Source organism: Leyella lascolaii (genome assembly GCF_900079775.1).
In the GTDB taxonomy this organism is placed as follows: Bacteria; Bacteroidota; Bacteroidia; order Bacteroidales; family Bacteroidaceae; genus Prevotella; species Prevotella lascolaii.
Genome location: NZ_LT556038.1, coordinates 132139 through 144804, shown reverse-complemented (window position 1 = coordinate 144804; position 12666 = coordinate 132139). Strand labels below are relative to the sequence as shown.

Genomic DNA, 12666 nt, shown 5'->3' with positions numbered 1-12666 from the left:
GGAAGAGTCTGATTGGAAATATTTTATAATTCTTACTCTTGCCCCCATCCCGAGATGTTCTATTTTATATCTGGTGTTGGGATACACTCTTATATAGTGTACGTTACTTCTATACACTCTTGTACAATCATCAGATGATGTCTCAACAACTCTAAACGAGTTTGATAATCTTTTTTCTAAATGAATGGTATCTATAGTATCATACGGTTTATATTGACGCAAAAAAACAAGATATGAATAAGCTTTATCCAAGTTATTTAAAGGTTCAATAGAAATGTGCAACATATTATGAATGTATAAAGCCTGTTCCTTGTAACGGAGTTCAAAGTCATGATTGTCGCACGAACATATCATGAACAATAGTATTAGAATATTTATTTTGTATTTCATAACTTATTTATTTTGATTAATATAATTTTCCCACCATTTTTTATTATATTTATTCTTGAATCTTCGGTCTGACATCTTTTCATCAAATTCTCTACTGATGTTGTATAAGCAAGTTTTGCAAGAAAAGCACTGCTCTCAATAGACATCAGTGGTTTATTCACTATGTTTCTGTATACAGACTCGAAATGCAGCTGTAGTTTCAACTGTTGTAATCTTAATTCTGAAACAAGAACCGCAAAACAAAGAGCAGGCACAACCATTATTTTGCGCGGATGTTACTGTGGTAATTATATAACCCTACCTCTCCCATATAAACATAGTATTGGAACAAATACAGTCCGTCATAACTCTTGTTGAAGATGATTGAATCGAAAAAAGATGGCTCATCCACATTACCCAAATACAGACCGCCCTCACATACTGTATCTGCCGACATACCCATTCCCTTGACTTTATGAGTACATAAGTATATCATATCTTTTGTAGCAAGTTCTTTATTATTATATCCTATCACATTCCAGAAAGTAAAAGGATATATTGAGAATTTCTCACTGACGGAGCCACGGCAACAGAATAGAGCCCTTGCATCATATCGTAAAATATTCTTTTTGTCAGTGTCTCCTATATACCCCCTCATCTCCAATGTTACTATTGCCACAGCCAACAAGCTGTCCTTATTATAAAATATGGTATCGGTATATGCTTTAAGTCTTGAAGATACTGGAACATCTAAAGCTACAGACCTTTTTTTATCTTCATCATATATTATTGCATAAGGTGAAAAGAAAGGAGCCGGATCCCACCATGACGTGTCCGCGATTACAGAGGATATAGGGTTTCTCTCCATTTGTAATATTGCCAGCCTGAACGCCTCAACATTCTCAATAAACATTGAGGCAATGTCTTTTTTATCCATAAGATATACTATCGAAACCCTGCCATTCCTATCACTGACATTTTTTTTGCATATAACAAAAATATCGATACAGATTATAACCAGCATATAGATTATGGCGAACTTGAAATACATTGCAATCTTTTTCATAATTAATCAGATTTATTTGTAAGTTTGGCAAATATACAGGCGGAACACTCTCGGGCAACTTCCTAAAAATGCAGTGCCTCTGCAATATACCAATTACCGTATATCTTTCTCACTATTCTTTTACGGTTTGCCGGACTGTCTACAACCTTCAGGTATTCTATAGAGTCGTTTATGCTAATTCGGATGCGCATATTCCACCAAACTTGAGTAACTTTATTCTCTTTAATGAATATTCTCATTTTTCTAAAGCCCTTGAAAAAACCGTCCCGTCTTTCAGCGTGTATTGTACAAGTCCATACTTCTTGCTCCATGAATAGCTTATAATGACATTAGAATCTTTTCGATTGACGGCTTCTGATTTACTGATATCAAAAAACATAATGTCGTTCATTGTAATACCACTTATTCGTAAACTCGTTGTATTCAACGGTATGTTATACAACCACTCGTCCACGTCTAATACAGAAGAGAAACAAATAGGTCTGCTATTGCTTCTTTTGTATATTTGCAAGATACCTCCTCTTTCATGATTGATAGAATATCGCACACCTGCTGAAGCTATATAGACTCTACTGCTTGTATTGAAGTACCCCCAGTTGATAGGATCCAACAAATTGTCAACATAAACTTCCAATATAGTTACAGTGTCAACAACGCCATCCTGAGATTTTAAATACATTATTTCCCCTTCATGTCTGTTTGTCACCCATTCAACTTCATAATCACTCATATGTGTCATTTCATCATATTTGCATGTATAAAGAAGCGTAAATATTGATACTACCACTATCATCCTTTTTATTAATAAACGTCTCATGGCTCAGGTAATTTGTGTTTTAAAAATTCATATATAGTATGAGTCGGTATGAATCCCGTTGGTATTCCAATTGTTTTCCCAGGAAGAGGGAGTCCGAACTTTTCTTGGATATCGTTTAATGTCGTAGTTGCGGTTTCCTGACTCAGTAGATTTTATAGAATGGATGTCATCCGGATTATCTTTAAAGGCTTGTTTATATTTCTTTTGTTCTATTGTGACATCCTCCAGACTCCATACCTTCTTATTGCCTGTGCTGCCTGGGTCAACCGGTGACACCATCTTCTTTATCAGGACATCTCCTCCTCTATACATGTTGTGAGCGAATGATATTTCCTGCGCAGAACAAAGATGTATACTACTAATAAAAATCAGGCTTAATTCCAATCTTTTCATAGTATAAAATTATTATGTTATGAATAATGCCCGAATATACGAAATAATTCTATACGTCAAACGGTTAATATATGTTTTTTTTCGATGAATCCGACATAGGGAACCGATAAACCTCAAAACCGTACAACAAAGAGGATTCTTTCTCTGTGCCAATGTCGGAATGAGGAAGACGGTCTTCCGTTTTTTAGACTTTATGTAATGTCAGTTGAAGAAACCGGTTTCTATATAGATTGACCGATTCGGGTTTAAAACTGAATCGGTTATCAGGCTTCATCCTTATTTCGTACTGCTGTCAGTCAGATTGTTTTCTGCTTTTATCAAGTATGTAGCGGACTACACCGGGAAAAGTGAGTCAATCTGACGGCAGCAGTGCGGAAGAAGGATGAAGAGGTATGCAGTCAGGTAAAAAACGTTATGACGGGCTGATTACCTGTTGGGGTTTAACAAAAGAAAGGTTTGGGTTTTATGTTCTGATGTTATGTGAAACAACAAGAACCGCCATTACGGATTTATGATGAACTTACATGTTGGAAAGTTTGCACATCCATAGAATGTGCCATACTTGCCTTTTCTCAAAGTGAGATGTCCTCAGCATTGAGGACAAACTCATTTGTTTATTCTCTACTTAAAATCCAGTCTCTAAGAATGACTGCATGATTGCATGTTTTAGAACGCGCCCCATAAAGCAAGGTGACGTCCGCCTCCTGCAGCAGTTCGTTGCAATGTCTGGCAAAGCACGCCGCCGCAGGATTGGCAGACAATTCCGCATCGTATTGCTTTTTGAAACTCTCAAAGTTCTCCTCTTTATGAGCAAACCATATTCTGAGAGCAGGAGTGGGAGCGACGTCCTTTGCCCACTCTTCTAAGCATGCAGCGTCTTTTGATATGCCCCGAGGCCATATGCGGTCTATCAGTATGCGAAAGCCGTCTGATTCTTCCACCTGTTCATATACACGTTTTATCTTCAGTTTATGCATTACTGTAATTATTTAACCATAATTTGTCATTGGACTTACATTCTTATTTCGTGCTGCTGTCAGCCATATTGTATTCATCTTTACCTAAAATGCATCGGTATATACCGGGGAAAAGCAGAAGACAAGATGACGACAGCAGTGCAGAAGAAGGATGAAGAGCTGACAATCAATCTTAAATGTATAATCGACGTTCTAATGACCGGATTGTATTTAATATGACACTGTTGTCTCTCTCTCCACCTAAGAGCCTGTCAGTTGTGCGCGTTCACGCGATTTGAGAAAAACCAAGGAGGAGGCATTTATCCTCCTCTTTGGTCGGTCTTAATCTATAATCTGATGACAGAACCATATAACTGTCATACTCGATTGATACGCATCACCACCCCGTTGCCGTTGCAAACTCCGTAAGGAGCATAATAGAAGAATCCGGAAGTGTGTATCCGCAATAGGAACTCAAAGTTGTCTGATGTTATGCTTTACGCTTCCTTGCATGGCTGTAAATATGCTTTACCATACGCGAATGGTCAAATTCGCTCAATGGCACTCACGGGACATCCTTCTTGAGCCTCTGCGGCGGAGTCAAGCAACAAGTCAGGCACTTCTGAGTCTATGGCTACAGCCACATCTCCGTCTATGGAAAACACCTCTGGGCATGTGGATGCGCACATACCACATCCTATGCAAGCGTCATTAACAATATATTTCATAATTAAAGTGTTGTGTGTTTATTGTTTTGAAAAATTAAAATGTTCTTTTGCGAAGGTCATGTCTTGCACCAGTTCCATCGTGCCGAGATATCGGCTCTGTTTGTCGCGCACTGCCATGTAAGTGATTAGCATGGTGCGACCTTCCTTCTCCATCCATACCGGTACGCTGTCGCGACGTCCTGACCTGAAGTCCTCTATTATGGCGCGTACCATAGGCTCTATCTTGGGAGGATGACATGAGAATACCTCGCGGTCAATCGCCATTTGAGGACGTTTGAAGACCTTTTTATGTCCGTTGTCATTAAAAAAACGGTTAATGTTGTCAGCATCAACAAAGGTTATCTCCATAGGCATTGTGTCAAGCATGGCGGAAAGCTGTGCTATGGTGAGATGTCCGCCAGCCAGCGATATTTCATCTCCATCGCTTGTTTTAACAACATCTTTATACGTTTCAGATGCTGTGATGTCGTCTGAAAGACAATCTTCCGCATCCTTCCATGTGTTCGGTTCTATGTCAAGACATGTCTCATATTGTTTGCTGTCACGATAGATGCCATACCACTCTTCTGTGGTGAAGTTTGCGGCACAGAGAGGATAAAGTATGTTGTTCTCCTTGAAAATCATCTCCCCGACACGTCGCAGCACGGCTTCTGCCCGCTCTGTCCAAGTGGCATCCTGCTCTGTTGCACGCGACAGCCTGGACAGTTCGTCGCGTATCTCGTCGTCCACTGTCCACATCACTTGCGAAGGACCGCTGATGTCGTATTTCACACGCAGCAACGGGTAGAGCAGGTCTCCCTTCTTCGCATAGTGAATCCTGATGTCTCGGACTCTCCTTATCTTATCATTGGGCGCGCCTTCCTCATCAAGCAATGTCTTCAAACGCTCGTTCTCACGGTAGAAGGTATGAAGGGGATGCCCCTCGATGGCGGCAAGCTTCAATGCCATGTCTGCATTATCCTTAGCCATGGCGACGTTGCGCTCCTCTTCATGCACACTCTCGTTATGGAAAAGTGCTGAATGGACGTCGCACATCTTCTTGACCTCGTTCAGCGGCATACCGTCTTTCAGCAACCCTTGTTCCGCCTGCATTATTTCTTCTGACGAGACATCGCTGAAGTTACGCACAAAGTCAGCCCGCACAGCCTCCAGAGACTCTCCGTCCGACAGACGGCGCAAGTATGCTTTTATCTGTTCCGTACGGTTGTCGCAGGAACCATGGGCAGCATGCGTTGACTGCGATGTCTGCGGCAATGACTCCTGTGGCTCATCTATGCCCGTCACCTCGAAGCCGCGCTCTCTGAACGCTGCTATGACGGTCTCCATCGGAATCTTCTTTATTTTGGCTCCCTGGCGGACTGTCATCAGTTTCCCGACAGAATTGAGCATCACCTTCCTTGTTATCTCCGTAAAGCCAACACTTGCCATCACCTCAGTGAACTCCGGGTACTCACCTGCCAGCTCATACACTGTCTTGTTAAAATCAATACACTTTGCCATAACCGTCTATCCTCCAATCATCGTCAACATCATTTTGAACCGTGTCTTCGCATTGACAGCATGTGGATGGTTGGCAGGCATGATGAGCACATCACCTGCCTTGGGATAATGTGCCACGCCATCAATGAAAATCTCCGGTTCGCCATCAATGACCGTCACCATCGCATCAAATGGTGCGCTGTGCTCCGACAGCTGCTGCCCCTCGTCAAAAGAAAACAGAGTGACACTGCCTGCCTGCGTGTGTATCAGTTCCTTACTCACGATGCCGCCATCAGAATAGTCTATCATCTCTTTCGGTGTAAACACCTTGTTTTTATACTGCGATTTGTTCAGACCTTGTCCGTTCGCTTTCTCTATTGTTGTCATATACTTACTTGTTTTATGATGTATGTGCCGCAAAAATACTCCTTACAAGTCCTTATGACGGTAACATATGTTACATTTTGGGTAATTTAACATGTATTTAATCATAATTACAGAATATAATGCTTATATTTACATAGTCTTATTAGTTTAATACCTGTAATATGGATATAGTACAAAGATTATGGACAAATAACAAAGACCTGTCTGCCGGAATTTACGTTGGGACAGACGCTGAGGCTAATCTTTTTTTCACATACTTCCTTCCTGTTGTATGTCGTGGATACATGATAAATAGGATGCATGCGATTGCCTGTATATTGTTTATGTGCGAAAGCGTTTACATACAGGTACATTCTGCGTTGAGCATACGAAAAACATATAAAATCAAACTGTATATGAGAGTTATTATAAATGCATTGGTGGCAGTCTGTGCTGCAATATTTCCGCTTGCAGCCTGCGCGCAGACAGAAAGGAGCGCGCGGTTCGAGGAGTTCGGGAAGCATTTCATAGTGTATAAGGATAAGACTTTCGACGTCGGGATATTCAACACTGACATCCACGGAACGGCTGACGCGCTTTCCATCAGCAGCGATTCTCCGTTCGTTCCCTCCCTGCTGCCGTGCGACTGCAGGGAGATGGATGACATCTTCTGGTACAAGGGCAGCACAGTCAGGCTCGGCGACAGCATCACGGTGGCATTCATGAACAGGCTGTGCGACGACTCCCACAACAACGCACTCTCTCGCTACGACCATGTTGTGGCAACATACAACGCCGTCGGAAACCTTATAGACAGCCGGATTGTAGGACGCTCCGGACGCGCCTGGAGCACGGAACTGAAAGGTGTGGTGGATGATGCGGACGGTATCATAATGACTGTGACGCGTCGTGACCTGCCTGTGCCTTCGATGATAGAGGAGGAGACAGACCTCACGTTCACCGTCACGACAACGCGCTACACCATTGGCAGGGACGGACTCATAGCGCGCACCTTGCTCGGCGCGCCGCGCAGTGAGACCGTTATGGCAAGCACCATGACTGCGACAAAGGAGAATTTTGCCACACTGCTGGCACTGTTCACGCCAATAAAGGGCGACAGGATAACACTCAGTTCGTTCTTGCATGAAGGGGAGGAGGGCAAAGAGATAGACCATGCATATGTACGCGCGTTCATAAACCCTGCGCCCGACTGCGACTGCGCGCCCATGCGCACACTGTGGACAGCAGGACGCAAAATAGAGACAGCTGACAGATACATCCTCCTTATGCTGAAAGACTGCAGTGAGCCGCGCTATGGATATCCTTACGCGGAATGCGTAGTGGGGGTGTTCACAAAGGACGGACGCAACATTGACGTATATCCGGTGGCGCGTATCGGGGACTGTTGGGAGGCTGAGATAACAGGACACCCCACACCTTTCGCGCTGGACATATGGCAGAAATACACTTCTTCAGACGGAGAAAGCAGCGAAGCTGGAATACAGAAAAACTCATGCAGCATAGATTCTGACGGATTCATCACAATACGGTCTGCCGGCGGCTCAGCCGCTGTAAGTGATACGGCGCGTCCCTAAGTTAAACGGTAGAAACGGCATCACGGACACTGAACAGCGCGGATACAGAAAACGACAGTCCTGAACTACAGCCTTTATCGCGGACAGCTTTCATAGCGTACTTTAGGTATGTTGGAAATGTTAAAAAACTCCTCCACAACTGCTCCATAATCAGCCTGTAGGCTTCCAACAGGAACAATGGCTGCAAATACGTTGAAAACAGCGTTTTCATTATCTGTCTGATATTCAGCCGTTTTCCCTTGTCTGCTGTTTCCTTACCGTCTCTCGGCACTGCCGTAAAGGCTTTTTCGCATCGCCATATGTGCTTTCCCATACTCCGGAAAAGACTTTACTGACATGCTGATTAGCCTTTCTTGTAATACGGAACGGTCTCTTCCGCGTTGTTTACACCGAAAAAGTCGCTTTCTGTTGACGTTTAACCGGAGCATTTTGTGCGTGAGATGCGTATTCCGTTTACAGAAGGAGGGAAAACTGAGTGTTAAAATCGGAAGGTTGAAAAGTTAAATAATATCAATGCGAGCGGACTTGGCATTCTGCTTTATGACAAACCGGTAATAGGAAAATTCTATTTTTCTTTTTATCCCGAATCGGTCATCATACTTCATCAGCATTATGTTCTGCTGCCGTAATCTTGTTTTCCGCTTTTGTCCTATGCGGGCTGCAAAATCTTAAATAAAGTCATAAACCGACAGTACGGACATCAGTACGGAATACTGATGAAGCCAAATGCCGCTTGAGGTATTAGAATCGGTAGATTCTGAACAGCCGCTTATTATCCCGGTATTTGATTTCATGTATACAGTTACATTGGTTCTTATATTGTTCGCTTTCGCGCACCTTTTCTCGCCATGGCATAGCTCAAGCAAGCTTGCCTCTGCTCATTCGGCTTAACGAAAACGTTCGCTTTCGCGCACCTTTTCTCGCCATGGCATAGCTCAAGCAAGCTTGGCTCTGCTCATTCGGCTTAACGAAAACGTTCGCTTTCGCGCACCTTTTCTCGCCATGGCATAGCTCAAGCAAGCTTGGCTCTGCTCATTTGGCTTAACGAAAACGTTCGCTTTCGCGCACCTTTTCTCGCCATGGCATAGCTCAAGCAAGCTTGCCTCTGCTCATTTGGCTTATCGAAAACGTTCAAATCCTTAAAATACGTTCAAACCCGACATCGTGAACGAACTGCTCGTCGTGGCTGACTATAAGCAATGTGCCTTTATAGCTCTTCAATGTATCCGCCAATATATCCATGCTTGATATATCAATATTATTGGTTGGCTCGTCTGCGATAATCATATCTGGCACATTGTCCAAAATGAGTAAACGGCATAAAGCAAGTTTCATCCTCTCGCCTCCGCTAAGGCTTGCGCACTTTTTGTCCCATGTAGGAGCAGGAAACTGAAAACGGTTCAAAAGCATTTTCAGTTCGTGTTCTGGCTTATTGCTGTTGCAGGTCTCCAACAATCCATACACTGTCTTTTCACCGTCAATACACGAATATTCCTGGTCAAGGTATAGAATATTAAGTGGATAGCTCCGCCATATTTCCCCATCGGCAGGTCGCAATATTCCGGTTACAAGTTTGAGCAATGTGCTTTTGCCGCTTCCGTTATCGCCTTGCAGCCAGATGCGCTCACCGCTGTAAATGGATAGATTTAAAGGAGCATCCTGCCACAGGCATTCTCTACCGTCATATCTGTATGTCACGTCTGTGGCTTCCACCAGTCGTTTTCTGTTCGGCAAGTTTGAGTTACCGATATTTATTTTCATCGTTGTAGATTCAGATATGGATTTCCTTATTTCATTTAATTCATGATGCATGTCTTGCAGTTTTTCCTGCTGCGCTTTGTTCAGACGCGATGTTGACGCTTCCGACCTGTTGCGCATATTTCCCATGGCAATGCGTGCCACGCATTGCTTTGCACTCTGTTTCTCACCCCTTGAAGCGTGCTTTTGCTGCCGTTCCATTGTTTTATGTGCAAGTCTTTCTGCTTTAGCCAACTCTTTTTGCTGATTTTGCAAACGGGCAACTTTCACCGCAACAGCCGCATCGACGGTTTCTTTATATTCCCTATAACTCATTGGATAGAATCGCATGCCTGTGGGGGACATTTCGTAGGTAGCCGACAGCATATTCAGCAGTGTCCTGTCATGACTGACAACGATTATAGTACTGTTTGTCCGATGAATATATTCATATAGCAATGTCCGTCCCTTTGTATCCAAATGGTTGGTGGGCTCGTCCATCAGGACTATGGAGGGATGATGAATATCCAGCCCAGCCAAAAACACCTTTGTCTTTTCGCCGCCGCTAAGGGAACTCATCATCATGTCGGGAGTCACATAGTCAATCTCCCAATGGACAAATGCGTCAGAGATGCGTTCCTGTATATCCCATTCATCATTGAGCAGTGTAAAATCTTCCTCAGTTCCGCAGCCATCTAAAATAGCCGAAAGTGCGTGTATTTTAGAGGCTACGCCTAACGCTTCTCCAACAGTGGTGTCATTGAATTGACCAAAGTGTTGCGGTATCATATAAGGAGTATCGTCGCACGACACGCTTCCGCTTGCAGGAGCAATAAGACCGGATATTATTTTCAAAAGAGTTGATTTGCCTATGCCGTTATTTCCAATGATGGCACATTTCTCTCCCGAAGATATGGAAAAACTTATATTTTGGAACAGAATGTCTTTATCGGGATGTGCATAAGACAAGCCTTGAACTTGTAAGCTCATAATTATTTCAAGTATTTGTGATGTGAAAAAATAGTGAAAACGGAATAACACACCGAACATAAAACATGCTCGGTTCAAAATGTAAAAGCGTATGTATTCCTTTTTTACATGGTTGCAGACAATTTATGCAAAGATAATGCTTATATCTGACAATGCAAAGAAATTATCCGGCAAAGCTGCAAGGAAATATCGTAACAGATATGTGAATTGATATCAGTAAACCTGAACCGCGTCAGATTTCATCTATATTCCGTGCTTCTGTCAGACATGTTGTCTCCCGTTTTTCAGAAGATGTGGCGGGCTATAGCGGTAAAAACACGACAGCAGCTCGGAACACGTCAGGCATGTGAAAAAGAGACATCGGCGTTATATGTGATACCGGGTTTAATAATCAAAATGCAATTCAGAACCCGTTGTGCGGCAGCAGCCGCGTTGGCATACGGATTGTTCTGAATTGCATTTGTATGGATGGAGTCAGACTCTTATTTCTTAAGCCCGAGCCATTTCAGCGGTTTGCTGATTATAGCCTTAAGCATGCTCTCAGGCTTTTGGGGTGCCGAAGCCTCGCTCTGACGCTTGTTTTCGCCATGCTTGCGTGCGTTCTGTGCGTGTCGTGCCTGAGGTTTCTGCGGACGGCGTTTCTGACGTCTGCGCTGTTCTTTATTGCCTGTAGTGGCGTTGCTGTCGTTGGTGGCGGATGGTGCGACAGCTTTTTCCGCTGTAGCGGCAGTCTGTGCGGTGTTCTGCCTGTCGGTGTCTGTGCGTTTCGGCTTCCTGTTTCTGTTGCGCTGTTGTGCCTTTTCCTCAGTGTTTCCTGTGATGGCATCCGGTCTTGCGTTTTCTTTGTTTTCTTTACGGCTGTCGTGTCTGTCGCGGTTACCGTGTCCCTTGCGTTTTTCTTTCCTCTCCTGACCGTCAGCCTCATCCCGTTTTTTACGTTCGTTGCCACTGCGGTTGTCGCGTCTGCCGTCCTGTCTGCCGCGTCCTTTTGCTCCGCGTTTGCCTGGCATACGGTATTCAGGTCCTTTACCGAGTTCCTCCGGAAGTGCCACTTTCTCTATCTCTTTCTCCAGCAGTTTCTCTATCTGCTTGAAGTACACGATATCAGCCTCACTGATAAATGTGATGGCAACACCGTCGCGGTCAGCCCTTGCCGTACGTCCTATGCGGTGCACGTAGTCCTCCGCGTCGCGCGGGACGTCGAAGTTGATTACCATTGATATGTCGTCGATATCTATGCCGCGTGCCACAATGTCGGTGGCAACGAGCACATCGGTCTGTCCGCTCTTGAACTTGTACATTATCTCGTCGCGCTGTGCCTGTTCAAGGTCGGAGTGCATCTCTCCGCAGTTTATGTTCATTTTCTGCAGCGCGCGGTTGATGAGCTTCACCTTCTGCTTCTTTCCTGAGAATATGATGACACGCTTCAGTCCGCCCTGCTTGAAAATGTCCTTGATGATGCCCATCTTCTGGTCCTCATAACACACGTATGCGCTCTGTCTTATCTTCTCCGCCGGCTTGCTCACCGCAATCTTTATCTCTACCGGATTTTTGAGCAGTGTCTTTGCCAGCTCCTCTATCTTTTCGGGCATCGTGGCTGAGAACATGATGGTCTGGCATGTGGGCGGCAGATGCTTGGCTATCTTCTTTATGTCCTCAGAGAAGCCCATGTCGAGCATACGGTCTGCCTCGTCGAGCACGAAGAACGACACCTTACTGAAGTCCGCGTTGCCCATGGTGAGGTGGCTCAGGAGCCTTCCGGGGGTGGCGATGATGACGTCGGCGCCCATGCTGAGGCTTCTCAGCTCCTGTTCGTAGCGGTTGCCGTCGTTTCCGCCGTATATGGCGAGACTGCTCACACCGTTGAGATAGTAGCCGAATCCCTGCATTGCCTGGTCTATCTGCTGTGCCAGCTCGCGCGTGGGACTCATTATGACGCAGTTTATTGTGTCTTTGGGATAGCCTCCGTCGTCGAGCTTGCTGAGTATGGGCAGCAGGTAGGCGGCTGTCTTGCCTGTTCCTGTCTGTGCCACTCCCAGCACATCGTTTCCCTTGAGTATCTCCGGTATGCACTGTTCCTGTACCGGAGTGCACGTCTCGAAATGCATGTCATACAGTGCGTCGAGCACGTTGTCGTTTAAGTCTAATTCATCGAAATACATGTCTGTTG

General features: G+C 44.5%; 12 protein-coding genes. 1 reads left to right on the top strand and 11 read right to left on the bottom strand.

All coding sequences use genetic code 11. The features are described from left to right. Positions 1 to 649: 649 nt before the first annotated feature. From BN4609_RS06425 to BN4609_RS06400, 9 genes are all read right to left on the bottom strand, one after another. Positions 650 to 1435 (bottom strand): hypothetical protein, encoded by a 786-nt coding sequence (locus BN4609_RS06425; RefSeq protein WP_068855743.1) that lies wholly within the window; start codon positions 1433 to 1435, stop codon positions 650 to 652. Positions 1436 to 1497: 62 nt separating this feature from the next. Continuing rightward, entirely contained in the window at positions 1498 to 1626 is a 129-nt protein-coding gene (locus tag BN4609_RS17075) for a hypothetical protein (protein WP_262503280.1), read from the bottom strand. 44 nt (positions 1627 to 1670) lie between these two features. Then, on the bottom strand, positions 1671 to 2228 hold the full coding sequence (locus BN4609_RS06420; RefSeq protein ID WP_206196541.1) for a hypothetical protein: 558 nt from the start codon (positions 2226 to 2228) through the stop codon (positions 1671 to 1673). 51 nt (positions 2229 to 2279) lie between these two features. After that, complete coding sequence (locus BN4609_RS06415; protein ID WP_068855741.1) at positions 2280 to 2645, bottom strand: hypothetical protein; 366 nt, start codon at positions 2643 to 2645, stop codon at positions 2280 to 2282. Between the two features lie 501 nt (positions 2646 to 3146). After that, a complete protein-coding gene (locus BN4609_RS17310) occupies positions 3147 to 3221 on the bottom strand; it encodes a topoisomerase DNA-binding C4 zinc finger domain-containing protein (RefSeq protein ID WP_241033235.1) in 75 nt (24 codons plus the stop codon). Positions 3222 to 3259: 38 nt separating this feature from the next. Further along, on the bottom strand, positions 3260 to 3622 hold the full coding sequence (locus BN4609_RS06410) for a DUF488 domain-containing protein (RefSeq protein ID WP_068855740.1): 363 nt from the start codon (positions 3620 to 3622) through the stop codon (positions 3260 to 3262). A 524-nt stretch (positions 3623 to 4146) separates the two neighbouring features. Next, positions 4147 to 4329 carry a ferredoxin gene (locus BN4609_RS15675; RefSeq protein ID WP_084791391.1) on the bottom strand — a complete coding sequence of 61 codons (183 nt, stop codon included), beginning with the start codon at positions 4327 to 4329 and terminating at the stop codon, positions 4147 to 4149. Positions 4330 to 4347: 18 nt separating this feature from the next. Beyond that, positions 4348 to 5829: a DUF438 domain-containing protein gene (locus BN4609_RS06405; RefSeq protein ID WP_068855739.1), complete on the bottom strand. Its 1482-nt coding sequence runs from the start codon at positions 5827 to 5829 to the stop codon at positions 4348 to 4350. Positions 5830 to 5835: 6 nt separating this feature from the next. Continuing rightward, positions 5836 to 6117 carry a cupin domain-containing protein gene (locus BN4609_RS06400; RefSeq protein ID WP_084791453.1) on the bottom strand — a complete coding sequence of 94 codons (282 nt, stop codon included), beginning with the start codon at positions 6115 to 6117 and terminating at the stop codon, positions 5836 to 5838. 473 nt (positions 6118 to 6590) lie between these two features. Between BN4609_RS06400 and BN4609_RS06395 the strand changes: the two genes are divergently transcribed. Further along, positions 6591 to 7769 carry a hypothetical protein gene (locus tag BN4609_RS06395; protein WP_068855738.1) on the top strand — a complete coding sequence of 393 codons (1179 nt, stop codon included), beginning with the start codon at positions 6591 to 6593 and terminating at the stop codon, positions 7767 to 7769. A 1131-nt stretch (positions 7770 to 8900) separates the two neighbouring features. On the opposite strand, the gene BN4609_RS06385 is transcribed toward BN4609_RS06395, so the two are convergent. Beyond that, complete coding sequence (locus BN4609_RS06385; RefSeq protein WP_068856346.1) at positions 8901 to 10496, bottom strand: ABC-F family ATP-binding cassette domain-containing protein; 1596 nt, start codon at positions 10494 to 10496, stop codon at positions 8901 to 8903. Positions 10497 to 10978: 482 nt separating this feature from the next. Further along, positions 10979 to 12658 carry a DEAD/DEAH box helicase gene (locus BN4609_RS06380; RefSeq protein WP_068855736.1) on the bottom strand — a complete coding sequence of 560 codons (1680 nt, stop codon included), beginning with the start codon at positions 12656 to 12658 and terminating at the stop codon, positions 10979 to 10981. Between the last annotated feature and the right edge of the window lie 8 nt (positions 12659 to 12666).